The sequence below is a fragment of the Nonomuraea polychroma genome (assembly GCF_004011505.1).
Lineage (GTDB): Bacteria > Actinomycetota > Actinomycetes > Streptosporangiales > Streptosporangiaceae > Nonomuraea > Nonomuraea polychroma.
In genome coordinates this window covers 6,800,788-6,823,325 of record NZ_SAUN01000001.1, presented here as the reverse complement: position 1 = coordinate 6,823,325, position 22,538 = coordinate 6,800,788, and the positions used below count along the sequence as shown (strand labels likewise).

Annotated in this window: 24 protein-coding genes; 17 read left to right on the top strand and 7 right to left on the bottom strand. The window is 69.6% G+C overall.

Annotation, left to right across the window (positions count from 1 at the left end; genetic code table 11):
- The first annotated feature begins 18 nt into the window (after positions 1 to 18).
- From EDD27_RS31140 to EDD27_RS31120, 5 genes are all read left to right on the top strand, one after another.
- Positions 19 to 609 carry a single-stranded DNA-binding protein gene (locus EDD27_RS31140; RefSeq protein WP_164903858.1) on the top strand — a complete coding sequence of 197 codons (591 nt, stop codon included), beginning with the start codon at positions 19 to 21 and terminating at the stop codon, positions 607 to 609.
- 473 nt (positions 610 to 1,082) lie between these two features.
- Positions 1,083 to 2,375 (top strand): GGDEF domain-containing protein, encoded by a 1,293-nt coding sequence (locus EDD27_RS31135; protein ID WP_127935551.1) that lies wholly within the window; start codon positions 1,083 to 1,085, stop codon positions 2,373 to 2,375.
- Positions 2,376 to 2,879: 504 nt separating this feature from the next.
- The gene (gene ettA / locus EDD27_RS31130; RefSeq protein WP_127935550.1) at positions 2,880 to 4,544 is read left to right on the top strand and encodes an energy-dependent translational throttle protein EttA; all 1,665 of its coding nucleotides are present in this window, start codon (positions 2,880 to 2,882) and stop codon (positions 4,542 to 4,544) included.
- A gap of 118 nt (positions 4,545 to 4,662) precedes the next feature.
- Positions 4,663 to 5,175 (top strand): VOC family protein, encoded by a 513-nt coding sequence (locus EDD27_RS31125; RefSeq protein WP_164903857.1) that lies wholly within the window; start codon positions 4,663 to 4,665, stop codon positions 5,173 to 5,175.
- Positions 5,176 to 5,386: 211 nt separating this feature from the next.
- Positions 5,387 to 5,638, top strand: coding sequence for an SCO4226 family nickel-binding protein (locus EDD27_RS31120; RefSeq protein ID WP_127935548.1), 252 nt, complete (start codon positions 5,387 to 5,389; stop codon positions 5,636 to 5,638).
- A 3-nt stretch (positions 5,639 to 5,641) separates the two neighbouring features.
- Here the strand turns inward: EDD27_RS31120 and EDD27_RS31115 are convergent, their stop codons facing one another.
- Positions 5,642 to 6,043, bottom strand: coding sequence for an NUDIX hydrolase (locus EDD27_RS31115; RefSeq protein ID WP_127935547.1), 402 nt, complete (start codon positions 6,041 to 6,043; stop codon positions 5,642 to 5,644).
- A gap of 190 nt (positions 6,044 to 6,233) precedes the next feature.
- Here EDD27_RS31115 and EDD27_RS31110 point away from each other — a divergent pair, with 190 nt between their 5' ends.
- The 3 genes from EDD27_RS31110 to EDD27_RS31100 all read left to right on the top strand — a co-directional run bounded on the left by EDD27_RS31110 (position 6,234) and on the right by EDD27_RS31100 (position 8,566).
- Positions 6,234 to 6,845, top strand: a complete 612-nt coding sequence (locus tag EDD27_RS31110; RefSeq protein WP_127935546.1) for a TetR/AcrR family transcriptional regulator — start codon at positions 6,234 to 6,236, stop codon at positions 6,843 to 6,845.
- Positions 6,846 to 6,987: 142 nt separating this feature from the next.
- Positions 6,988 to 7,407 carry an acyl-CoA thioesterase gene (locus EDD27_RS31105; protein ID WP_421916065.1) on the top strand — a complete coding sequence of 140 codons (420 nt, stop codon included), beginning with the start codon at positions 6,988 to 6,990 and terminating at the stop codon, positions 7,405 to 7,407.
- Positions 7,373 to 8,566 (top strand): MFS transporter, encoded by a 1,194-nt coding sequence (locus tag EDD27_RS31100; RefSeq protein ID WP_338324673.1) that lies wholly within the window; start codon positions 7,373 to 7,375, stop codon positions 8,564 to 8,566. The genes EDD27_RS31105 and EDD27_RS31100 overlap by 35 nt, the downstream gene beginning before the upstream one ends.
- On the opposite strand, the gene EDD27_RS31095 is transcribed toward EDD27_RS31100, so the two are convergent.
- From EDD27_RS31095 to EDD27_RS31080, 4 genes are all read right to left on the bottom strand, one after another.
- Positions 8,561 to 10,063, bottom strand: coding sequence for a glycoside hydrolase family 13 protein (locus EDD27_RS31095; RefSeq protein ID WP_127935544.1), 1,503 nt, complete (start codon positions 10,061 to 10,063; stop codon positions 8,561 to 8,563). The genes EDD27_RS31100 and EDD27_RS31095 overlap by 6 nt on opposite strands.
- 18 nt (positions 10,064 to 10,081) lie before the next feature.
- Complete coding sequence (locus EDD27_RS31090; RefSeq protein WP_127935543.1) at positions 10,082 to 10,468, bottom strand: globin; 387 nt, start codon at positions 10,466 to 10,468, stop codon at positions 10,082 to 10,084.
- Positions 10,469 to 10,472: 4 nt separating this feature from the next.
- A complete protein-coding gene (locus tag EDD27_RS31085) occupies positions 10,473 to 11,336 on the bottom strand; it encodes a mechanosensitive ion channel family protein (protein ID WP_241564345.1) in 864 nt (287 codons plus the stop codon).
- A 568-nt stretch (positions 11,337 to 11,904) separates the two neighbouring features.
- A complete protein-coding gene (locus EDD27_RS31080) occupies positions 11,905 to 12,189 on the bottom strand; it encodes a hypothetical protein (protein WP_127935541.1) in 285 nt (94 codons plus the stop codon).
- Positions 12,190 to 12,465: 276 nt separating this feature from the next.
- Here EDD27_RS31080 and EDD27_RS31075 point away from each other — a divergent pair, with 276 nt between their 5' ends.
- The 5 genes from EDD27_RS31075 to EDD27_RS31055 all read left to right on the top strand — a co-directional run bounded on the left by EDD27_RS31075 (position 12,466) and on the right by EDD27_RS31055 (position 18,661).
- Positions 12,466 to 14,019 carry an NsdA family TPR-like regulatory protein gene (locus tag EDD27_RS31075; protein WP_127935540.1) on the top strand — a complete coding sequence of 518 codons (1,554 nt, stop codon included), beginning with the start codon at positions 12,466 to 12,468 and terminating at the stop codon, positions 14,017 to 14,019.
- Positions 14,016 to 14,504, top strand: coding sequence for a GNAT family N-acetyltransferase (locus tag EDD27_RS31070; protein ID WP_127935539.1), 489 nt, complete (start codon positions 14,016 to 14,018; stop codon positions 14,502 to 14,504). Before EDD27_RS31075 ends, EDD27_RS31070 begins: the two co-directional genes overlap by 4 nt.
- Positions 14,505 to 14,836: 332 nt before the next feature.
- Complete coding sequence (locus EDD27_RS31065; RefSeq protein WP_164903855.1) at positions 14,837 to 16,099, top strand: DMT family transporter; 1,263 nt, start codon at positions 14,837 to 14,839, stop codon at positions 16,097 to 16,099.
- 282 nt (positions 16,100 to 16,381) lie between these two features.
- Complete coding sequence (locus EDD27_RS31060; protein WP_241564344.1) at positions 16,382 to 18,013, top strand: tetratricopeptide repeat protein; 1,632 nt, start codon at positions 16,382 to 16,384, stop codon at positions 18,011 to 18,013.
- Between the two features lie 195 nt (positions 18,014 to 18,208).
- Positions 18,209 to 18,661: a hypothetical protein gene (locus EDD27_RS31055; RefSeq protein WP_127935536.1), complete on the top strand. Its 453-nt coding sequence runs from the start codon at positions 18,209 to 18,211 to the stop codon at positions 18,659 to 18,661.
- 32 nt (positions 18,662 to 18,693) lie between these two features.
- Here the strand turns inward: EDD27_RS31055 and EDD27_RS31050 are convergent, their stop codons facing one another.
- Positions 18,694 to 19,620 carry a zinc-binding dehydrogenase gene (locus tag EDD27_RS31050; protein ID WP_127935535.1) on the bottom strand — a complete coding sequence of 309 codons (927 nt, stop codon included), beginning with the start codon at positions 19,618 to 19,620 and terminating at the stop codon, positions 18,694 to 18,696.
- Positions 19,621 to 19,705: 85 nt separating this feature from the next.
- Here EDD27_RS31050 and EDD27_RS31045 point away from each other — a divergent pair, with 85 nt between their 5' ends.
- Genes EDD27_RS31045 through EDD27_RS31035 form a run of 3 tightly spaced genes read left to right on the top strand, consistent with a single transcriptional unit; the run spans position 19,706 to position 21,862 of the window.
- Positions 19,706 to 20,332 (top strand): TetR/AcrR family transcriptional regulator, encoded by a 627-nt coding sequence (locus EDD27_RS31045; RefSeq protein WP_241564343.1) that lies wholly within the window; start codon positions 19,706 to 19,708, stop codon positions 20,330 to 20,332.
- 16 nt (positions 20,333 to 20,348) lie between these two features.
- Positions 20,349 to 21,119, top strand: a complete 771-nt coding sequence (locus tag EDD27_RS31040) for a hypothetical protein (protein ID WP_127935534.1) — start codon at positions 20,349 to 20,351, stop codon at positions 21,117 to 21,119.
- The gene (locus tag EDD27_RS31035) at positions 21,119 to 21,862 is read left to right on the top strand and encodes an MBL fold metallo-hydrolase (protein WP_127935533.1); all 744 of its coding nucleotides are present in this window, start codon (positions 21,119 to 21,121) and stop codon (positions 21,860 to 21,862) included. Before EDD27_RS31040 ends, EDD27_RS31035 begins: the two co-directional genes overlap by 1 nt.
- Here the strand turns inward: EDD27_RS31035 and EDD27_RS31030 are convergent.
- Positions 21,843 to 22,286, bottom strand: coding sequence for an NUDIX hydrolase (locus EDD27_RS31030; RefSeq protein WP_127935532.1), 444 nt, complete (start codon positions 22,284 to 22,286; stop codon positions 21,843 to 21,845). The genes EDD27_RS31035 and EDD27_RS31030 overlap by 20 nt on opposite strands.
- Before the next feature lie 18 nt (positions 22,287 to 22,304).
- Between EDD27_RS31030 and EDD27_RS54655 the strand changes: the two genes are divergently transcribed.
- A complete protein-coding gene (locus EDD27_RS54655) occupies positions 22,305 to 22,481 on the top strand; it encodes a hypothetical protein (RefSeq protein ID WP_164903387.1) in 177 nt (58 codons plus the stop codon).
- Positions 22,482 to 22,538: the final 57 nt, after the last annotated feature.

Below are 22,538 nucleotides of genomic sequence, written 5' to 3'. Positions count from 1 at the left end.
CGCATGGGGAGGCACGGGATGAACGACATCTACGTCACGCTCACCGGCAACGTCGCAGCAGAGCCCAGGCAATACACCTTCGACGACGGCCTCAGGGTCACCTCGCTGAAGGTGCTCACATCGCACCGTTACTTCGACAAGAAGACAGGCCAGTGGACGGACGGTGAGCGGGTCTGCTTCACGGTCCGCTGCTGGCGCGCCCTGGGAGAAAACGTCGCCACGTCCGTACGGGCGGGACAGCCGGTGGTGGTGTCGGGGAGGTTGCGGATCCGCGAGTTCGGCCCGGAAGGCGACCGCCGTTTCATGCCCGAGATAGAGGCCAGCGCGGTGGGCCACGATCTGCGCTGGGGCACCGGTGTGTTCACCAAGCCGGAGCGGGGCGGCGGTGTGGCCTCGATGAGCAAGGAGATGCGTGACCGCCTGGACGAGGAAACCCAGGACTGGGCCATGGGCTCCCGGCCCCTCCGATCGCTCGCCCGCCCCGGCTCCGCACCCGGCGAAGGGCAGCCCGTCCGCGTTTTGGGACCGGAGGGCACGCACGACGGCACCGGAGATGAAGACGCCGAGGACGCCGAGCCGTTGACGGCTGAGGAGCGGGTGGCAGCGTAGACGCCCGTGTCCGCAGGGAGCGCCGGCGGCCGCATCCGGCGCTCCCTGCGGCGAGAGCACCTGGCGCTGAGGCGTCGGCGGCGTGTTGAGGCGTTGGTCAGGCGGCGCTGAGACGTTGGGGGCGTTGGTCAGGCGGCGTTGAGAGGTTGACGGGCGTCGAGGCGTTGGTGGTGGCCGCGACGATCGGTGATGGTGCGCGCACGGAAGTGGGTCGGGAGGGAAGGGGAGGGGGCACCGGCCGAATCCCATTGATCTCCCCGAGGGTGGCCGATGGCATTACCCGTGTGTGACCCGCGTCAGATGGCGCGAGCACCTGTCAGGTCCAAGTCACGCCCCGCACCATGGCTGCTCCTTTCCAGCACGGCCCGCTCCCGGATTGAGCAGGTGTGGCCCTGCCAACGTATCGGTTCCCATCGCGCAACGCACACTCCGCAATTATTGTGTTACACATCGTTAGTCAGGGAGGAGACGACATGGCGACGACCAGTCACGCCTCGATAAAGTCTCGCGACGGTGTGTCAACACTGGTCGACCGCTGGCCGTTGCTTGGGCAACGCCGTCCACTTGTCATCTACTTGTGCGCGATCGTCGCTCTGGATCTCGTCGCGATCATGGTGTTCGCGTCGGCCACCGAGTTCCGGTGGCGTGATGTGGGCACGTTCGCCGCTCTCATGGCGTGCGGCGCGGTCTGCATCGAGGCCACGAGGCGGCTGGGGATGCCCGCCGGGGTGTCACGGGACCTGTTGTCGGCATGGTGGCTGCCGGTGGCATTGCTCTTGCCCCCGGTCTATGCGCTGTTCGCGCCGATCGTGCTGCAGGTCCTGCTGCAGGTGCGGGTCCGGGCCACGGTGCTCCACCGCCGGGTGTTCAGCTCGGCGGCCATCGGCCTGGCCGGGTGTGCGGCGTCCATGCTGTTCCACTGGTTCGTCCAGGACCCGTTGCTGCTGTCACGCGGCAGCGGCCTGGCGATCATCTATGCGGTGGCGGCCGCCCTGCTCTTCTCCTTGCTCAACATCGCGCTCATCGCCATCGCCGCGCACATGGCCAACCCCGACATCACCTGGCGGGAGGTGTTGTGGGACAGGGAAAGCGTGTTGCTGGACATCGTCGAGCTGTGCCTGGGGGTCACGGTCTCGATCGCCTGCGGCCTCAACCTGGCCTTGCTGCTGTTCGCCCTGCCGCCGGTCGTGCTCCTGCAACGCAGTCTTCTGCACGCCCAGCTCCAGGCGGCGGCCCGTACGGACGCCAAGACGGGGTTGCTGAACGCCGCCGCCTGGCAACGGGAGGCCGACACGGAGATCGTCCGCGCCCGCCGCACGGGCGACGCCCTGGCTCTCTTGATCATCGACATCGATCACTTCAAACGGGTCAACGACGCCCACGGCCATCTGGTCGGTGATCAAGTGCTGGCCGGGGTGGCGGCGACGTTGCGCAGCCAGCTGCGTGACTACGACGTGGTGGGGCGGTTCGGCGGTGAGGAGTTCGTCGTGCTGCTGCCCGGCGCCGACGTTCACGAGGCCCGGCAGGTCGCCGAACGCCTGCGCACCCGTATCGGCCACATGGCCATCCCCGCCGACGACGCCCTCGTCAAAGTCACCATTTCGGCGGGGGTCGCGCTGATGAGCGTCCACGGCGATGAGCTGATCGATCTGCTGGCCGCCGCCGACCTGGCGCTGTACCGGGCGAAGGAGCTGGGCCGTGACCGCGTCTGCATCCCGGCCGTCCAACCCCAGCCCCGAGCCCTCCCCGAGGACACCGCCTCCTGACCGCGAAAGCATTCCATCACCTGCCGGTCCGACCCAGCGTGACGGGCGCCGCGGGTCGCACACGCCCTGGCACGGGGACAGAAGGCGGTGTTCGCCCTGGCGGCGGCTGGTCTTTGAAGCACAGGATTGCGTCGCCGCCACCGAGGGCCTCTGCTCGGCAGGAAGGTGCTTTGGCATCAGGCGTGCTGCCCGGTGGGGAAACGCGGATCACGTCCACGGTGGTGGTGTGCGCTGCGGTGTGGTGCTCGACCGGTGTGCGCTGCGGTGCGGTGCGGGACCGCAGTGCACTGCCGTGCCTGAGGTGCCGCTGCGACATGTGGTGCACGGTGTGGGGAAGGGTGGTGCATGGTGCAGGGAGGGTGGTGCGTGGTCCGGCGCTCGAACCGCCGTTGGCGAAGGGCGTTTCCCGTCTTGATGCCGTGTCCGCGCTGGTCTCGTCGGGGCCGGCGGGCTCCTGAGGAGGAGCGGCGGAAGCCCGGGTCGGGAGCCCCTAAGCTAGAGGGCATGCCGGAGTACATCTACACGCTGCAGCGCGTGCGCAAGGCGCATGGCGACAAGGTTGTCCTTGACGACGTCACGCTGTCGTTCCTGCCCGGAGCCAAGATCGGTGTCCTGGGGCCGAACGGCACCGGGAAGTCGACGCTGCTCCGGATGATGGCCGGCCTGGAGCAGCCGTCCAACGGCGAGGCCCGGCTCATGCCCGGCTTCACGGTCGGCATGCTCCAGCAGGAGCCGCCGCTCAACGAGGAGAAGACCGTCCTCGGCAATGTGCAGGAGGGCGTCGCCGAGACGATGGCGATGCTCCACCGCTTCAACGAGATCGCCGAGCAGATGGCCACCGACTACAGCGACGAGCTGATGGACGAGATGGGCAAGCTGCAGGACCAGCTGGAGCACCGCAACGCCTGGGATCTCGACAGCCAGCTCGAGCAGGCGATGGACGCGCTGCGCTGCCCGCCGCCCGAGGCCGAGGTGACCAAGCTGTCCGGTGGTGAGCGCCGCCGGGTCGCGCTGTGCAAGCTGCTGCTCGAGGCGCCCGACCTACTGCTGCTCGACGAGCCCACCAACCACCTCGACGCCGAGAGCGTGCAGTGGCTGGAGCAGCACCTGGAGAAGTACGCCGGCACCGTCCTGGCCGTCACCCACGACCGCTACTTCCTTGACAACGTCGCCGGCTGGATCCTGGAGCTGGACCGCGGCCGCGCCTACGCCTACGAAGGCAACTACTCCACCTACCTGGAGCTCAAGGCCCAGCGGCTCAAGGTCGAGGGGCAGAAGGACGTCAAGCGCAAGAAGCGCTTGGAAGACGAGCTCGAGTGGGTCCGGTCCAACCCGAAGGCCCGCCAGACCAAGAGCAAGGCCCGTCTCCAGCGGTACGAGGAGATGGCCGCTGAAGCGGACAAGTACCGCAAGCTGGACTTCGAGGAGATCCAGATCCCGCCGGGCCCGCGCCTGGGCACCACGGTGATCAAGTCGGACAAGCTGACCAAGGGCTTCGGCGACCGGCTGCTGATGGAGGGCCTCACGTTCGACCTTCCCCGCAACGGCATCGTCGGCATCATCGGCCCCAACGGCGTCGGCAAGACCACGCTGTTCCGCATGATCACCGGTAGCGAGACGCCGGACACGGGCTCTATCACGGTCGGCGACACGGTCAAGATCTCGTACGCGGACCAGAGCCGGGGCGGCATCGACCCGAACAAGAACGTCTGGGAGGTCGTCTCCGACGGGCTCGACCACATCAAGGTCGGCCATGTGGAGATGCCGTCGCGGGCGTACATCGCGGCGTTCGGGTTCAAGGGCCCCGACCAGCAGAAGAAGGCGGGGGTGTTGTCGGGCGGCGAGCGTAACCGGCTCAACCTGGCGCTCACCCTCAAGCAGGGCGGCAACGTCCTGCTGCTCGACGAGCCCACCAACGACCTCGACACGGAGACGTTGTCCTCGCTGGAGAACGCCCTGCTGGACTTCCCCGGCTGCGCCGTCATCACCTCGCACGACCGGTGGTTCCTGGACCGCATCGCCACGCACATCCTGGCGTGGGAGGAAGGCTCCAACTGGTTCTGGTTCGAGGGCAACTTCGCCGACTACGAGAAGAACAAGATCGAGCGGCTCGGCGCCGACGCGGCGCGCCCGCACCGGGTGACATACCGGAAGCTGCACCGCGACTGAGTCGCATCCGTCCGGCAGGCGTGTGAGCGGTCCGCTCGCACGCCTGTTGTCATGTCCGCTGCACGAACTCCCGGCTAGAATCATATTCTAGGATTGGCCTGGAGTGAGGAGTCGTGCGTTGGACCTGGAACTGGACGGCCTCGAGGTGACCTTCGACCACACGGCCGTGGCCGCGCCCCGGATCAGGGATCTGCTGCCGATCTACCGCGACCTGCTCGGCGGCCGTCACCTCGGAGGCGGCGGCGACAACCGGGTGGCCGGCTATCGCACGCTGCAACTCTCGTACGCCAACGGGAGCAAGGTCGAACTCATGGAGCCTCTGGCCGGCTCCACGTTCTTCGACAGCTTCTTCGAGCTCACCCGGGGCCGGGGCGGTGTCCATCACCTGAACTTCCACGTCAGCGACCTCACCGCGGCCGTCGCCCGGCTGACCGCCCGCGGCTACCGCCTGCACGGGCTCGACCGATCCGATCCGCGCTGGCAGGAGGTGTTCCTGCACCCGAAGGAGGCGTACGGCGTCTTGATCCAGCTCGCCCAGCCCGGTGCGTGGGACGTCGCCGATCGGCGTCCGACTTTGGAGGACGTGCTGGCCGGCCGCGGCGGGAACGGCAACGGCATCCCCAGCCCTTGAGGGCCCGGCGGCCATCCGCCGTTCGTGCAAGCGCCCCGCTGACATCCACCCGAACGGTTCTCCAAGCGTCTGGGCCGTGCGGGTCGGCGCAGTCAACACGTCAGGGAAAGCGCCGACAAGCGCGTCGGCGGATGAACGAGAGCTTCTCTGGCGATGGAGACGATTTGGACCCCCTTTCCGGGAAAGGTCACGCAAGAGGGAGGGATGCACGATGGCGAAGTTCATGGATGTGCACAGCGGATTCGCCGGCGCGACGATGGAGCAGCTGCGCGAGGAGCACCAGCGTGACCTGGCGATCGAGGAATCCGAAGGCGTGCACTTCGAGCACGCGTGGCTCGATCCGGAGTCGGGCAAGGTGTTCTGTCTGTCGACCGGGCCGTCCAAGGAGGCGGTCCTGCGGGTGCACGAGCAGGCCGGGCACCCGACGACGGAGATCTACGAGGTTCCCGTCGAGATCGAATAGCAGCTAGAGGAGCCGGCCGCTCCGGTGGAGCTGGTCGAAAACGATCTGATCGACCGGGGCCACGCGGTCCCGGTCGGCGTACGTGAGCCAGACCACCTCGTCGATCTCGCTGCTCGGCGTCGGAGTGCCCTGGTGCCGGGCGGTGTAGCAGATCATCCGCACGATGACCCCGTCAGCGTGGCCGTCCGCTTGTGCCTCGAACGTACCGAAATGCGCCGCGCTGGCCGGGGCGATGGCGACGGCGAGTTCCTCGTCGATCTCCCTGACCAGCGTGTCGAGGTCGGTCTCGCCCGGTTCCCGTTTGCCGCCGGGCAGGTAGTACACCTCCTTGCCGCGCGACCGGGTGCTGAGGATCTTCCCGTCCTCCAGGTGGATCCAGGCGACTTTGTCGAAGAGGGTGCTCAATGTCGTCCTTCCGCTCGTGCTGACAGGCCTGGTGCCCGTCCATGATGATCTCTAAGGGTTTGCCGCCCCTGTCGGTCCATGCTCCTCTTGTCGGCATCCATTGCGCTGGGAAACGTCACGCGATTCGCAGCATCGCGTGGCGTTATGCGTAGATCGGGATTCTAGAATCCGGCGGCGGTACGATTCGCGCATGACACGTAAGTCCTCGTGGGAGTGGAGCCGTACGGCGCAGACCCGCAAGAGCATGCTGCAGGCGGCACGCGAGGTCTTCAGCGAGCACGGATTCGCCGACTCCAGCGTCTCCGAGGTGGTCGCTCGCGCCGGGTCCAGCGTCGGCAGCCTCTACCACCACTTCGGTGGCAAGACGGAGCTGTTCCTCGCGCTCTTCGAGGACCACCAGGCGGCGCACGAGCAGGAGTCGTCGGCCAGCGTGGCCGCCGCCAAGAAGGCCGGGGTGGAGGATCCGGTCGAGCTGCTGATCGCGGGGGCCCGGGCCTACCTCGACGGGGCATGGGAGCGACGGGACCTGGTCAGGTTGTTCATCGACGGCGACGGGCCGCCCGGGTTCGAGCTGATCCGGCGGACCAGGGGCCGGGAGTGGGTACGCCAGAACGCCGTGTTGCTGGGCGCCGGTGGGGATCCGCTCGACAGGTTCACCGTGGCCGTGCTGACCAGCATCATCGGGGAGGCCGCCCGCGAGGTCGCCACCTCGGACACCGAAGAGGAGGCGCGGGAGGTCATCGAGGCCGCGATGACCCTGATCCGCCGCCTCGACCCGCTCAAGGTCCTGGACGACGGCTGAGCGTCGGCGCGACCCGGCGGCGTGAGCACCGCGGTCGCGGAAGCTCGAGCAGCCCAGGGCCGGGGTGCTGAGGAGTGCAGGCCGGACGGGATGGGGCGGGGCGGGGCGGGGTCATGGGGGTGGTCCCGGTACGGTGGCGGACGTGGTTGAACGTACCTCGGTCCAGCGGCACATCTATCCCCGCACGGTGAGATTCGCCGACATCGACTCCCAAGGCCATGTGAACAACGTCCGCTTCCTCGATTACCTGGAGGATGCCCGCTTCGGCATGTTCGCCATCGACCTCCACAACGCGGGCGAGGAGCCGTTCAAGGGCCTGGTCGTGACCCGACACGAGATCGACTACCGTCGCCCGCTCGGTTTCCGCCCCGACCCCGTGCGGGTGGAGACCTGGGTGGAGGAGATCAGGCCGGTCCGGTTCACCCTGCGCTACGAGATCCGCGACGACGACCAGGTCTACGTCACCGCCATGTCGGTCATCGCCGCCTACGACGTCGAGCGGGCTGCCCCGCGCAGGCTCAGCGAGAGTGAGCTGGCCTACCTCAAACGTTTCTCCGTATGAGGCGCTGGTGGATGCTGGCGCTGGGCGTCAACGCCCATGCCAGTGTCACCTGGGGTTGTTCGCGCTGCCCCTGGTCATGCCGGAAATCGTGCGACATTTCGGTGTGTCGCTGCCGGTGGCGGGAATCATGGCGAACGCCCCGGCCTTTGGCATTCTGTTCGCCCTCGTCGCCTGGGGAGCGCTCGCCGACCGGCACGGTGAGCGGCTGATCCTGGGTATCGGCGTGGGGCTGGCCGCCGTGTTGTTCGCCGCCGTCGCGTTCGTCGACCGGGCGTGGGCGGTCGTCGTGCTCCTCGCCCTGGCGGGCGCGGCGGGGTCGGCCGCGATGGTCGGCGGCGGCCGGATCGTGCTGCGCTGGTTCCAGCCTCCCGAGCGCGGCGTCGCCATGGGCCTGCGCCAGGTCTCCTTCACTCTCGGCATGGCCGTCGGCGCGTTCACGCTACCGCCCGTCGCCCGGGCGTACGGCCTGCCCGGCGTGCTCCTGGTCTGCGCGGGCACGAGCCTGCTCGCCGCCGTGCTGGCCGCGATCTTCCTGGCCGAGCCGCCGCACGAGCTCGCCGGCCGCGGCACGGCGCCGGCGGGCTCGCCGTACCGGCAACCGGCGTTGTGGCGGGTGCACGCCACCAGCGCGCTGCACGTGGTGCCGCAGATCGTGGTCAGCACGTACGGCGTGAGCTGCCTGGTCGAGCTCTACGGCTGGGACGGTGTGGCGGCCGGGCAGCTGTTCGGCGTGGCCGCGATCGGCGGGGCCGCCCTCCGCGTCGCGGTGGGGCGCTGGTCCGACCGGACCGGGCTGCGCATGCGGCCTCTGCTGTTGATCACTCTCGCCAACGTCGGCGTGCTGGCGCTGCTGGCCGGCGGCACGCTCACGCGCACCTGGCTCGGGCCCGCGATGCTCGCGCTGGCCGCGTTGATGACCGTGGCCGGCAACGGGCTCGCCTACCTGGCGGCAGGCGAGCTCGCCGGCCCCGCATGGGCGGGCAGGGTGCTCGGCACCCACAACACCATTCAGAACTCCGTCTCCCTGGTCGCCACTCCGCTGGCCGGGGTGTTGATGGAAAGTGTGGGGTTCTGGGCGGGCTTCGCGGCGGGGCTGGCGTGCACGCTGCTGTCCGTGCCCGTCGTGCCCGTCCGCGGCGAGCGCCCCAAGGGTTTATGACGACAACCACACGGCCGTGTCGGGCGGCAGCAGGTCCCGCTTGAGCGGCCCGCTCGCCAGCAGCACGGTGTCGTGCTCGGGAAGGCGTACCGGCAGGGTGCCGCAATTGATCGCGCAGATCAACCGGCCGCGGGTAAAGAAAAGCGCACCCTCGGGGGAGTCCTGCCACTCCAAGGTATAAGGAATTTCCCTCACCACCTCCCGGCGGCAGGCCAGTGCCCGCCGGTAGAACTCCAGCGTCGAGTCGGCGTCGCCCTCCTGCTTCTCGACGCTCAGCTCCGCGAACGTCGCCGGCTGCGGCAACCACGGCTCCACCCCGCCCGGTGCGAATCCGTACGAGGGCGTGTCCACCGTCCACGGGATCGGCACCCGGCACCCGTCCCGCCCCGGGAGCTTGCCCTCCGACTGGAAGAACACCGGATCCTGCCTGGCCTCCGCCGGCAGGTCGGTGACCTCGGGCAGGCCCAGTTCCTCGCCCTGGTAGAGGTAGGCGGAGCCCGGCAGGGCCAGCATGGTGAGCAGCGCCGCCCTGGCCCGCGCCAGGCCGGTGCCGGGGTCGGCCGTCTCGTAGCGGGTGCGGTGGCGTACGACGTCGTGGTTGGACAGCACCCACGTCGCGAACGGCACCGTGCCCAGCGTGTCGTCGATGACCTTCTTGAACGCCGTCGGCGACCACGGCGCCTGCAGCCAGGCGAAGTTGAAGCTCTGCTGCAGTTCGTCGGGACGTACGTAGAGCGCGAGGTCGTCGGGGCTGTCGGTCCACACCTCGCCCACGGCCATGCGCTCGCCCGGATAGCTGTCGAGCAGCCGCCGCCAGTCACGGTAGACGTTGTGCACCTCGGGCTGCCCCCACACCGGGGAGACCGCCTTGAACGACTGGTCGCCCACGTCAGGCAGGCCTTCCGCCTTGTACAGGCCCATGGCCACGTCGATGCGGAACCCGTCCACACCCCGGTCCAGCCAGAACCGCAGGATGTCGAGGAACTCCTGGTGCACTTCAGGATTGCGCCAGTTGAAGTCGGGCTGTCCGGGAGCGAACAGATGCAGGTAGTACTGGCCGTCCGCCACCTGCGTCCAGGCGGGACCGCTGAAGGTGGACTGCCAGTTGTTGATCGTGTCGCGGAAGATGTACCGGTCGCGGCCCTCGCCCCGCAGCGCCGCCTGGAACCAGGGATGCTCGGAGGAGCTGTGGTTGGGCACGATGTCGACGAGCACCCGCAGCCCGAGCTCATGCGCGTCGGCCACCAGCGCGTCGAAGTCGGCGAGCGAGCCGAACAGCGGATCGACGCCGCGGTAGTCCGCCACGTCATAGCCCCCGTCGGCCATGGGGGAGGGGTAGAACGGTGTCAGCCAGATGGCGTCGACCCCCAGCCGTCGCAGATACGGAAGGTGTTGCCGCACCCCGGCCAGGTCGCCGACGCCGTCTCCTGAGGCGTCGGCGAAGCTGCGTACATAGATCTCGTAGACGACGGCATCACGCCACCAGGGGATATCCATGTGGCGTCTCATGCCCCGTTATGCGGGTGAGTTCACCAGACTGTGGGCCGCGTAGACCAGATAGTCCCAGAGCTTGGTCTCCAGCTCCTCCGGCAGGTCGAGCGAGTCGACCGCGTCACGCATGTGCCGCAGCCAGGCCTCACGCTCCGGCTCGCCGATCACGAACGGCATGTGCCGCATGCGCAGCCGGGGGTGGCCGCGCTGCTCGCTGTAGGTCTTGGGGCCGCCCCAGTATTGGATGAGGAAGCCCCGCAGCCGCTCCTCCGCGCCCGTCAGGTCGGGCTCGGGGTAGAGCGGCCGCAGCACCGGGTCTTCGGCGACCCCCTCGTAGAAGCGGTGCACGAGGCGCCGGAAGGTCTCCTCGCCCCCGACGGCGTCGTAGAAGGAGGTCTCAGTCACGCTCATTAGCTTATGCGGTGGGGACCATCGTGATGCCCGCGGCGTCGAGCGCGGCCTTGACCCTGAGCCTGAGCTCCCTGGCCACCTCCGCCTGGGCGGAGGGCAGCGTCTTGGCGGTGATGCGGAACACCAGCGAGCTGTCCGACAGCTGCTCCACGCCGAACACCTTCGGCGGCTCCACGATCTTGGCCTCGCGCAGCTCGGGGTCGGCCCAGATCTCCTCCGCGACGTGCTCCAGCAGCACCTTCACGCCCACGATGTCGGAGTCGTAGGCCACCGGGACGTCCATGTAGGCCCGGGACCAGCCCTGCGACTCGTTGCCGACCCTGGTGATCGTGCCGTTGCGGACGTACCAGACCCGGCCGTCCACGTCGCGCAACCTGGTGACGCGCAGGGTCACGGCCTCGACCGTGCCCACGGCGGGGCCCGCGTCGATCACGTCGCCGACGCCGTATTGGTCCTCCAGCAACATGAACATGCCCGCGATGAAGTCTTTGACGAGCTCCTGGGCGCCGAAGCCGATGGCCACGCCGAGGATGCCGACGCTGGTCAGCAGTGGCGCGATCGGGATCGTGAGCCGGTCGAGCACGGTCAGCACGGCGGTGCCCATGATGACGATCGAGGCGACGTGCTTGAGCACCGACCCCATGGTCTCGGCCCGTTGCTTTCGCCGCTCGTGGAGCAGTGCGTCGATGCCGTCGGTCGCGGCGCCCCTGCGGAACCTGCTCGTGAGCGGGCCTCCGGTCGCCGCACGATTGACGACCCGTGCGATCAGCCGATGCGCGACCTTGCGGACCACGAACGCGAGCACGACGATCAGCACGATCACGATCGCACTCGACACCAACCCCGCCCAGGGGGCATTCCCGAACATCCCGGCAAGGCTAGAGCAAAGCGGGTCGTCTGTGCAGCTCGTGGCCATCTGCTGGGCCATTTTCTCCGCGTTGGGAAGCCCTGATTGCGTCGACTCGGGCTGTGACGACGGTGGTTCCAGCAGTAACACTGAGTGGATCCCTCTCCGGAAGCGGTTCGGCCCGACTGCTTGGACCGTTTCGATCGCGATCCAAAATACCGTCGGCCGAACCGCCCGCCGTCACATCACGCCGGGGAAGACGGGGTCGCCTGCTCTCTGGGCCGCGGAGGGAGAGAGCAGACGCTCCGATGACGGACGGCTCGGAACAGGACACACACCCGGAAGCATGTCCCGCGCCGGTTCCGGGAGGGATCCCCCGAACACCCGACCGGCGGACCGGGCGGGTGGCTTCGTGCGTACGGGTGCGAGCCGTACGCCATGGACAGCGTGACGCGATCTGCGGAACCGGCGGAGTGGCCAGGGCCCCGGAATACCAGGACCCTCCGCACCGGCCACCCCGCCGGCTCCGTGTGGCCGCGGTGGGTGCGGTGAGCCGCGGTGGCTGCGCTCCACCCGGATCACCGCGTCGTCACTCCCCCACCGCGGCGAGTACGCGTGCGACCTTCGTCGCCGCACCGGCCGGGTCGTCGGCCGTGTGCATCCGCTCGCCCCAGGACCAGCAGTACCACCAGTCCGGGATATCGGACACGGCCGTCGGCCGACAGGTGACGTTCTCAGACAGGCTGGTCGCATTCGGATTGATGACCCGTACGAACCGGCGGCCGCTCTGCGCCTGGACCACTCGTGCGAGCAACCCGAGCGCGCCGAGCTCGGCCACGAGACGCTCCAACGGATCGAAGTCCTCGTCCCCCACCGTTCTCGTCCTCCCTACGAATTGCTGCTGGTGGGCCAAAGATGTCTCATGACGGCGGCGGACGCAACGCGTGGTTCTCGGCTACAGGGAGTTGCTTATCCCTCGTGGGATGTAAGAAACAGCCCTTCGGTGGACGATCCTTAACCCTAATCTTGAGAAGGGCGTTTCCAAGGCGACGTCCTTGCTTCATAGTCATGGGTAGGCGCACAGCGACTTGGCGACTACCATCAGTCACCAGTTGTGGACCGGTCGAGACATGCGTTGAGAGGGGCCGGGATGTCCGGCAGGCAACACAGGGAGACGGAGATCGCGCGGCGGATCCGGGCCAAGGGCCTGGCCGCCGGCCGCACGTCAGCCCAGATAGCCGATGAGATCCACGAGTCTTGCACGACCCAGTTCGGCACGACGCGCATCAAGGCGCACCGTCTCTCCTACGGGATCGCCCTGGCCGACGTCATCGAGCAAGTCAGAGCTCTGTTCGAGCGTGACAAGAAGCCGGTGCCGGGCATCGGCGAGACGCTTCTGTCCGCGTACGAGAGCGGGCTCAAGCGCCCAGGGCCCGAATACCTTCACTACCTGTGCACCGTCTACCGCGTCGAGCCGGCCGCCCTCGGCTACGACGGGCCGTGCATCTGCGGCCACGGCCATCGGATGCCCGCCCTGACAGGCGGCGGGGAGTCGGGGGAGCGCGCCCCGGTGTTGCCGATGGAGCGTGAGCTGGTGATCCATCCGATGGGCCCCGACCCGGACGCCCAGGAAGATGAGAACATCCTCCGCCGCACCCTATTAAATCTGCTCAACGTGGACACCTCCCTCGCGGAGCTCGACGGCCCGGTGCTCGGGGCCTGCGAGGGCATCAGGCGCCGGATGGACGAGACCCTCGTGTCGGCCACCGTGTCGGCGGCGATGCTGGACCAGTGGGAGGAGGCCACGTACAGCTTCGGCCGCCAATACACCACGACGGCCCCGCTGCGGCTGCTGTGCGATGTGCTGCTGGAGCTCAGCGCCGTGCGCACGGCCATGGCCCGGCGCCAGCCGACGGACCTGGCCGAGCGCCTGTGCAGGATGGCCGCCCAGTTGTCCGGGCTGAGCGGCATGATTCTGATCAACCTCGGCGATCACCGGCTGGCCCGCTCGTTCTTCCGCACCGGGCGTACGGCGGCCGACGAGACGGGCGACCGCGCGCTGCGGGCGTGGGTGTGCGCCCGCGAGTCGCTCGTGCCCCTCTACTTCGGCGACGCCCGCGAGGCGCTGCACCTGGCAAAGAAGAGCCGCGACCTGGCCGGCTCGACGCCGTGCCCCGCTCAGGCCATGGCGCCGGTCGTCGAGGCCAGGGCGCTGGCCATGATGTCGGGGGCGGACAGCAAGAAAGAGGTCGTCGACCAGGCCAAGCGGGCCCTTGCCCGGGCCAGGAACGCCTTCTCGCACATGCGCGAGGAGGACCAGGAGGACGTGGCGTTCGGCTACACCGAGAAGCAGCTCTACTTCTACCAGGGCGACGTGCTCACCAAGCTGGGCCAGACGATCGAGGCGGAGGTGGTTCTCGACCAGGCCCTGACCAAATATGAGGACCACATCGTCGACCAGACGCTGATCAGGCTCGACCAGGCGCAGTGCCGCCTGATCGACGGCGACGTCAAGGAGGCGATCGCCATCGGGACGAAGGCGCTGAGGCTGGTCGGGGACGAATACCTGACCGACTTCATCGTGCGACCGGCCCTGGCGCTGGAGCAGGCCATCATGTCCGTGAACGCCGACGCTCCAGGACTGGAGGACTACCGGGCCGCGTTGCGGCGGTCCAAGACCCAAGTGAAAGGGGGCGGTGCATGAAGTTGACGATCCGGCGCTATCGCTGGTCCGATCTCGACACAATCCTCGCGCTCCATCAGATCTGCCTCGCGGAGGTGGGTCTGTTTCCCGGCGACGGCGTCTACTACGACGACGACTTCCCGCGCATCCAGGAGATCTACCTGGCGTGCGGCGGGGACTTCCTCGTCGGTGAGGTGTCTTCGCACGTCGTCGCCATGGGCGGGCTGAGACCGGTGGACACCACGACGGCGGAGATCTGCCGCCTGAGAGTCCATCCCGACTTCCAGCGGCGTGGCTTCGGCGCGGCCATGCTCGGCGCGCTCGAGCAGCGCGCGGTGGAGCTCGGGTTCCACAGCGTCACCGGGGACACGACGCTCAACCAGGAGGCCGCGCTCGCGTTGTACGAGCGCCAGGGCTGGCGTGAGCTGTCCAGGCGGCGCGTGGGCGACCTGACCGTCGTCTACGGCGAGAAACGCCTGGTCCTGCCGGCCGTCCTCGAGCTCTGACCCCCGCATGTCCGGCACGGCCCCACCCACCCCCTCCTGGGGCCACCCTTCCGTCTTTCCCGGTGACCACTCCCGGACCCCCCGGCGTGATGTCCCCGCCGATCTCCGCCAATCCCCATCATCGCGCGGCATGACTTCCTGTCGGTGCTTTATCCCGCAGGAAACGCCGATTTCCCCATTCGGGGCATGAGGGAAATACAGCGACCCCGTCCTTCCCCCGGTATGGATGTGCAAGCCCGTGGGTGAGGGTCTTACCTCCGAGTGGTAGAGGAACCTCACCGGATGCGCCCTGTACATCTGCGGCTGCAAATAGTAGTGAGATGCTTTTGGGCATGGCAGTCGTGCCCGCTCCCCGCCCCCTCCTGGGAGCCGTGCTTCTGTTGTTCGTCAGTGCCGCTTGGGGGTCGGCCTTCCCGCTGATGAAAGATCTGATGGACCGGTTACCAGTGGAGGACCTGCTCGCCGAGCGGTATCTGATCGCCGCGCTGACGCTCCTTCTCATCCGGCCGCACTGCCTTCGGGGGCTTTCACGGGGCACGTGGATCAACGGGGTCGTTCTGGGGGTCACGTTCGGGGTCGGGCAGACGGCCCAGGCCGTCGCGCTGGACAGCCTGCCGTCGGCCGTGTCGGGGTTCGCCGTCGGGTGCAGTGTCGTGATCACGCCGGTCCTGGCGCTCTTCGTCTTCAAGTCGAGGGTGCCGCGCCGGATCTGGGCAGGCGTCGTGCTGGCCCTGGCCGGCATGACGGCGTTCACGCTGATGCGCGGGGTGGAGGAGCACGAGTTCTCGCTGCTCGCGCTCGCGGCCACGCTCTTCGCGGCTGGACTCTACGCCGGGCACACGCTCATGCTCGGCCAGTTGTCCAAGGGCGGCACGTTCCATCCGTACGCGCTGACCGTGATCCAGCTCCTCACCATCGGCCTGCTCACCGGGGCCGTCGGGGCGCGCGACGGGATCGCCCTGCCGGCCGACGCGCCGGACTGGGTGCTGATGGCGCATCTGTCCGTGGTCTCGTGTGCGCTGGGGTTCCTGGCCCGCTCGTACGGCCAGGCCCACGTCCCTCCGGTGCCGAGCGCGATCCTGATGTCGTCGCAGCCCCTGTGGGTCACGGCGATCGCGGTCATCTGGTTCCAGGAGCAACTGGGCTGGAGCATGCTGGTGGGCGGCGGGCTGATGGCAGGGGCGATGTTGCTCGCCCTGCCGGCCACGACGGCCGTGCCCGGGAAGGTACGCAAGCGCAAGAACCACGACCTTCTCGTCGTGTCTCGCGTGGCCGCCAAGGCGCTGGCCGACCTGAAGATCAAACGTGCCGATCCGCTGCGGCTCGACAGTGGGGCGGCGGCTCCGTACATCTCCAAGACGGCCTGCTCGGACACCGCGTCCTGTCCTTGGAACACCCGCTCGCTCAAGGGCGGCGGGGAGCCCAGCCTGGAGCGGCTGATCGAACGGGCCACGATTATCGTCCGCGCGAGGAACCTGCCGGGGCCCGGCTGCTGCCGGTCGGTCACGCTGCTGGGTCGCTGCTTGTGCGACTTGATGGAAGAATCCGACCAGGCGCGCACCACAGCATTGCTCCGCTGGTTTCGGTCCAAATAGGTTAGATTATCCAGTCAAAAGGCAACTGCTTTTTAGCCATTGGCCACGGGCTTATTCACCACGAACCTTGGTATTCGTAGGGGTGCCCTAAGAATAGGGAGGAGTCACCCCCCCGAGTGGAGAGGCACGCGTCATGAAGCGCATCGTCGTCCGCAAGCCTGGGACCGCAAGGCTGGCAGGGACCTCCAGCGTCATTCACAAGGGGTGACTGAGGCGAGGTCCCACTTAAGAGTCCAGGGCGAACCACCTTCCCGATGGGAGGTCGCGCGGCTGCTGATGCCAATGATCGACGGGCATCGGCGGCCGGGCGGCCCTTACACGGTCGCCGCGGCCTTGTTGCGTCATCTGGTGCCGCAAGCCCTGGAACGGTCCGCCGACCTGGTGGGAGCCCATGACATCGAGATCCGCGCGGCGGCGCCCGACCTGGTCGATCTGGTCCCGGCGCGGCGCGCCACGATCGACGCCGGGCTGACCGACGACGAGCGCATCCTCGTGCCCGCGCCGCGCCGCACGCTGCGGCTGGCCAACGGGATCGCGGAGTTCGTCCGCGACGCCGTGCCCCCGGGACGGACGCTGGCCGTGTGCAACGTGGCCGAGGCCGACTCGACGGACCTGGAGCTGCTCGACGTCATGATGCGGCGGATCCAGCCCGCCACGCTGGCGATCATGTTGTACTCGGACGGCCCCGAGCCCGCTCCCGACGTCCGCGACACCGACGAGTTGTGGGCGCTGGTGGATCGCTCCATGCGGGAGGGTTTCCTGCACGCCGTCGTCGAGCTGGGGGAGCGCGGCATGGCCCGCACCGAGCCGGGCGGGGCGCGGTGGTGGACCTTCGCCCAGCGCACCGCGACCGCGCTCGCCGGACTGGGCCGGACCGCGGAGGCCCACGCGGTCTGGGATCAGGTGCGTGCCGCCAGCCAGGACCCGGCGATGCACGCCGCCAGCGCGTACGGCACCGCCATGCTCGACGCCCGCCACCCCGACCCCGCGCGGCGCGACCTTCTCAGGGCCAGGCGCTGGATCAACGAGGCGATCGCCATCTCCACCATCCTGCCCGACCCCGCCGAGCGCGCCTTCAAGCTCGGCTTCGACCGCAACGGGCTCGCCTTGATCGAGTTGCGGCACGGGCATCTCGGCGCCGCATTGTCGCTCGTCGAATCGGCCATCGAGCTGGCACGCGAGCTGGGGGAGCGGCATCCGCTGCATCGGATGGTGCTGCTGGCCAACCGGGCCCAGCTGCTCGCCGCGCTGGGGCACACCAAGGAGGCGCTGGAGGACTACGCGGCCGCGATCGCCGTCGACCCCTTCTTCCCCGACTACTACCTGGAACGCGGGAACCTGCTGTTCAAGCTCGGGCAGCACGAGGAGGCGCTGGCGGACTACGAGCGGGCGATGCGGGCCGGGCCGCCGCTGCCCGAGGCGTACTACAACCGGGCCGAGCTGCGGACCGTACGCGGCGACACCGGGGGCGCGCTCGCCGACCTGGGCCATGTGATCGAGCTGGACCCGGGCTACCTGGACGCCTACATCAACCGCGCCGGGCTGCTGGCCGCCACGGGCAGGGACGAGGAGGCCAGGGTCGACGTCATGGCCGGGCTCGCTCTCGTGCCCGGCAACCCGCATCTGCTCACGGTCCTCGGCCAGCTGGAGACGGCGGCCGGACGGCTCGCCGAGGCCAGGGCGGCGCTGGACCAGGCCGTGGAGGGCGCGCCCGGACTGGCGGCCGCTTGGGGGAACCGGGGAGTGTTGCGGTACACGGCCGGAGATGTGGAGGGCGCGGTCGAGGACCTGAGCCGAGCCATCGAGTTGCAGCCGCAGCCGGATCTCTACACCAACCGGGCCATCGCCCTGCGCGCACTGGGCCGTGCCGCCGATGCCGACGCGGACGACCGCCGGGCGAGTCTCTTCTCCTGACGACCCCTCGGGTGGCGGCGAACACCAGCACCGCCCCCAGGGCGAACACGTCGCTGGGGCCCACCCTCGCCGCCTCGGACCTGTTCGGGGGACATGAACGCCGGAGTGCCGACCACGGCCCCCGAGACGGGGGGAGGTGGCGTTCAACGCGCGGGCGATGGGTTCTGGGTTTCGGCTGGTGGGAGCATTGGTGCTATGACGGGGCGAATGGGGCGAGCGGCCGCGGTGTGCGCGGCCCTGGGGGTGCTGTGGTGGGCGACCGTGCGCCTGGCCTGGGCAGGCGTGGGTTGCGAGGACTGGGGATGCCTGATCCCGGCCGTGGGAATGGTCGTGGTGATCTCGCTGGCCCTGTTCGCCGGGGCCGCGCTGGCCCTGGAGCGGGTGGACGTGCGGCCCGGGCGGCGGGTGGCGCTGGCGGCGGCCGGGGCGCTGGTGGCGTTCAGGCTGGCCGGGGAGGCTTTGCCGTCGTGGAGCTCCCAGGTGGCCGACGCGGTCGCGGCCGGGGCGGCGTTCGCGGGGGCGGGGATCGTGGCGGCGTTCGTGACGGAGACCGGGGTGGCCAGGCGCTGGAAGGTGACGGCCGCCGTGGTGCTGGTGGCTTTGGCACCGGTGGCGCTCGCCCTGTCGCTGGCGCGGTCCGGTCTCTGAGCGAGGCGTTCAGTCCCCGTCGGCCGACGCCCTCACGGCACCAGCAGGGTCTTGCCTCTGACCGCGCGCGACTCGATGGCCGCATGCGCCTCGGCGGCGGACTCCAAGGGGAGCACGGCGCCGATCGTGGGACGCAGGCGGCCTGCCACGGCCTCCGCCAGCGCCGCTCTCGACAACTCGCGCAGGTCGGTCTGCGGCCAGGGGACGGCCGTCACGCGCGGGCCGGGGGTGGTCATGGGACCGCCGGCCATGCCGTACGCGCTGAGTCTGCCCCCGTCCTTGAGCAGCTCCTGGGCCGCCGCGCCGATCTCGCCGCCCACCCCGTCGAAGACCACGTCCAGGCCGCCGGTCGCCGCGCGCACCACGTCGGTCCAGCCCGGATCGGTGTAGTCGACGGTCAGCTCGGCGCCCAGGCTCGCGGCGAGCTCGCGTTTGCCCGCGCTGCTCGCCGCGCCGATGACCCGCGCCCCGGCGGCACGGGCCAGTTGCACCAGCAGGCTGCCCACGCCGCCGCCCGCCGCCTCCACCAGCACCCACTCGCCGGGCCGCGGCGCGGCGGCCCTGGCCAGGCCGACGGCGGTGCGCCCGTCGGCCAGCAGCGCCACCGCGATCTCCAGCGACAGGCCCTCGGGCACCGGGATAAGGTCGCCGGCGCTCGCCACCGCCAGCTCCGCGTAACCCCCGTAGCCGTTCAGCGTGCTGACCACCCGCGTGCCGGCCAGCGTCTCGTCCACACCTTCGCCCACCGCCAGCACGGTCCCGGCGACCCCGTTGCCGAGGATCGCGGGCAGCTCGGCCCGCCGCGGGCCCCGGTCCGCCCGCACCTGCGTCTCCACGAACGTGACGCCCGCCACCGCGACCTCCACCAGCACCTGCCCTGGCCCGGCGACGGGGTCCGGCACCTTCTCGACCCGGAGCGCCTCAGGCCCGCCGTACTGCCTCAAGACCACCGCACGCATGACATGCCTCCCATAATTTCGGAGCGTTTCGCTCCGAAATCTATATCGGAGCGGAACGCTCCGCAACATGGCTATCCTGGACCCCATGGCGACACGCGGCAGGCAGGCCGAGGCGGCACGCAACGATCTGCGACTGCTGCAGGCGGCCCACGAGGTGTTCACCACGCAGGGGTTCGACGCGCCGGTGTCGGCCATCGCCAAACAGGCCGGCGTGGGCATGGGCAGCCTCTACCGCCGCTACCGCACCAAGGAGGAGCTGCTCCAGCGGCTGTGCCTGATCGCGATGGAGCGGGTCGTCGAGGCCGCCGAGGCCGCGCTCGCCGAGGAGGACCCGTGGGCAGGTCTGGAGCTGTACGTGCGCACCTGCGTGGCGCTCAGATCCGGCGCGCTCGCGCCCGTCGCGGGCACCATCGAGGTCACCGAGGACATGTGGCGCACGTCGCGGAAGGCCACGGAGCTGGCCGACCGGCTGATCTCCCGGGCCCGCGAGGCCGGTGTGCTCAGGGACGACGTCACCATGCTCGACGTCTCGCTGCTCATCGAGCAGTTCAGCCGCCCGGCCCCCGGACCGCCCAGCGAGCAGCACCAGCACGTCAAGCAGCGGTTGCTGGCCATCGCGCTGGACGGCCTGCGCGCTCCGGGGCGGACCGAGCTGCCCGGCGACCCACCCACCCTGGAGTGGTACGAAGGCCGTTGGGGAGAGCGTTCATAGGTCTACGGTGGGATTCGTGGCGTTCAACGAGCTGCTCGACGACCTTGATCACGGTGCCGGCGTACAGGCGGCCGGCATCAGGCGCGGCTACGGCGGGCCACCCGCCCGCACGGTCTGCGTCAGCTCCGGCCTGGCGCGGCTGCGCTGCGCCTCGCTGCTCAAGCCCCTGTACGCGTGGGTGAGCGCGGCCCGAATCCCCGACGCCGAACGGTGGCGCCGCCACGCCGAGCCCTCCGTCGTCATCTCCTCCAACGCCGACACGCTCAACCTCTGGCTCGCCGTAGGGCCGGGCGTGATCCTCGACGACATCCGCCGGCGCACCGGCGTGGCCTGGTCGCCGCCCAATGGGGACCCGTCGCGTTTCGGGTCCGTCGAGGTGGCCGCCGACGAGGTCGCCACCGCCTACGCGGCGTTCGCGCAGTCCGCCGTCGCGGGGGACCCGGCCGCGGCGACCGTGCTGGAGTGGATGCGGCAGGTCGGGCCGGAGCAGGCGTTCGGCGTCCGGGAGGCGATCGGGGCGCCCGACGCGGGGATCAAGTCCGGGTGGTTCGGCGCGCCCGACGAGACCTGCCTGCGTACACATGTCGTCGCCGTCCTGCCGCGCGGCGGCACCCGGGTCACCGTGATCGTCGGCATGACCGCGCTGCCCTACACTGACGCACGCGAGCGGGAGATCTACCGGGAACGCGTCGCCAAGGGGCTGTCCGTGGAGCACACGCACGAGAAGCTGGCGGGCGCGTTGCTGCGCGAGCTGATGACGGCGACGCTGACAGAGCTGGGGGGCTGATGCGGTTCACCGTGCTGGGCGGGTGCGGGGCCTGGCCCGCGGCAGGGCAGGCGTGCAGCGGATACGTCGTCGAGCACGAGGGCTACCGTGTCCTCGTCGATCCCGGCTACGCCACGTTGCCGCGGCTGCTGGAGCTGATGCGGGCCGACGAGGTGGACGCGGTGCTGGTCACCCACGGGCATCCTGATCACTGCGCCGACCTCAACCCGCTGCTGCGTGCCCGTGCCCTGGCCGATGAGCCGGCGCCTGCGCTGCCGGTCCACGCTCCGCCGGGCGCGCTGGACGCCGTGCTCGCGCTGGACAACCGCCGCATGCTGGCGGGGAGCTTCGCCCTGCACGAGCTCAGTCCCGGCACGCCGGTCGAGGTCGGGCCCTTCCGGCTGGACGCCTTCGATGTGCCGCATCACGTGCCGAATGCGGGACTGCGGCTGAGCGGCGGCGGGCGAGTGATCGCGTACACGGGTGACACCGGGCCGTCGCCCGAGCTGATCGCCCTGGCCAAGGACGCGGACTTGTTCGTGGCGGAGGCGACATATCCGGAACGAGTCCCCGAAGAGGACGCGCCTTACCTGTCCAGCGCGCTGGACGCGGGCCGTACCGCGTCGTCGGCCGGGGCGGCGCGGCTGCTGCTCACCCACCTGTGGCCGGACACCCCGGCGGAGCCCGCGCTCGCGGCGGCGGCCCGCTCCTACGGCGGCCCGCTGTCCGTCGCCTCCGGCGGTCTCACGCTCGATCTCGGGTGAGCCGCTCGACGACCTTCGCCAGCTCCGGCGGATCGACCGCCTCGGGCAGTTCCTCGGCCCACGCGTAGCCCAGGTACGCCTGACGTTCCTCCTCCGTGAGCTCGCCTGGATCGACGTGCGGGCGGGGGGTGTCGAACCTGGCCAGGTAGAAGGGCTCTGTCTTGACGTAATGGACGCCCAGCCAGGTGAAATCCCGCTCGACCTCGACGTAGTGGTCCAGGACGGCCTCGCCGGGCAGCCTGGTCTCCTCGGCCAGTTCCCGCCTGGCCGCCTCCAGCGGGGTCTCGCCGGGGTCGATGCCGCCACCCGGGGGCTCCCATACGTCGGTGCGGCTGACGCGGTCGTACCAGTGCATCAGCAGCACCCTGCCGTCGCGGTCCAGGCAGACCACGCGGGCGGCGGGGCGATCGTTCGTGGCCTCCATTGGGCAGACATTACCGGCATGCCCTGGCGGCTCCGGCTCCTACGTTTCCCCTTTCAGATCGCCCGCGCCCACATGGCCTACGACCTGACCCTGCCCAACTACGTCAACAACCGGCGCACGCTGGGCTTCACGGACGCCGACTTCGCCGACGGGCGCAGCGACCACCTCGCGCAGCTGGCCCCCCTTCCCCGGTAGCCCCGCTGCCTGTCGCCGTGCGGGATTTGACCTGGAGCGCGCTCCACTTCGTAGCGT

Coding starts and splice junctions, on each gene's coding strand:
- EDD27_RS31140 (WP_164903858.1), top strand. CDS start 19: ATGAACGACATCTACGTCACGCTCACCGGCAACGTCGCAGCAGAGCCC.
- EDD27_RS31135 (WP_127935551.1), top strand. CDS start 1,083: ATGGCGACGACCAGTCACGCCTCGATAAAGTCTCGCGACGGTGTGTCA.
- ettA (WP_127935550.1), top strand. CDS start 2,880: ATGCCGGAGTACATCTACACGCTGCAGCGCGTGCGCAAGGCGCATGGC.
- EDD27_RS31120 (WP_127935548.1), top strand. CDS start 5,387: ATGGCGAAGTTCATGGATGTGCACAGCGGATTCGCCGGCGCGACGATG.
- EDD27_RS31110 (WP_127935546.1), top strand. CDS start 6,234: ATGACACGTAAGTCCTCGTGGGAGTGGAGCCGTACGGCGCAGACCCGC.
- EDD27_RS31095 (WP_127935544.1), bottom strand. CDS start 10,063: ATGGATATCCCCTGGTGGCGTGATGCCGTCGTCTACGAGATCTATGTA.
- EDD27_RS31090 (WP_127935543.1), bottom strand. CDS start 10,468: ATGAGCGTGACTGAGACCTCCTTCTACGACGCCGTCGGGGGCGAGGAG.
- EDD27_RS31085 (WP_241564345.1), bottom strand. CDS start 11,336: ATGTTCGGGAATGCCCCCTGGGCGGGGTTGGTGTCGAGTGCGATCGTG.
- EDD27_RS31075 (WP_127935540.1), top strand. CDS start 12,466: ATGTCCGGCAGGCAACACAGGGAGACGGAGATCGCGCGGCGGATCCGG.
- EDD27_RS31070 (WP_127935539.1), top strand. CDS start 14,016: ATGAAGTTGACGATCCGGCGCTATCGCTGGTCCGATCTCGACACAATC.
- EDD27_RS31065 (WP_164903855.1), top strand. CDS start 14,837: ATGGCAGTCGTGCCCGCTCCCCGCCCCCTCCTGGGAGCCGTGCTTCTG.
- EDD27_RS31060 (WP_241564344.1), top strand. CDS start 16,382: ATGATCGACGGGCATCGGCGGCCGGGCGGCCCTTACACGGTCGCCGCG.
- EDD27_RS31055 (WP_127935536.1), top strand. CDS start 18,209: ATGACGGGGCGAATGGGGCGAGCGGCCGCGGTGTGCGCGGCCCTGGGG.
- EDD27_RS31050 (WP_127935535.1), bottom strand. CDS start 19,620: ATGCGTGCGGTGGTCTTGAGGCAGTACGGCGGGCCTGAGGCGCTCCGG.
- EDD27_RS31045 (WP_241564343.1), top strand. CDS start 19,706: ATGGCGACACGCGGCAGGCAGGCCGAGGCGGCACGCAACGATCTGCGA.
- EDD27_RS31035 (WP_127935533.1), top strand. CDS start 21,119: ATGCGGTTCACCGTGCTGGGCGGGTGCGGGGCCTGGCCCGCGGCAGGG.
- EDD27_RS31030 (WP_127935532.1), bottom strand. CDS start 22,286: ATGGAGGCCACGAACGATCGCCCCGCCGCCCGCGTGGTCTGCCTGGAC.
- EDD27_RS54655 (WP_164903387.1), top strand. CDS start 22,305: ATGCCCTGGCGGCTCCGGCTCCTACGTTTCCCCTTTCAGATCGCCCGC.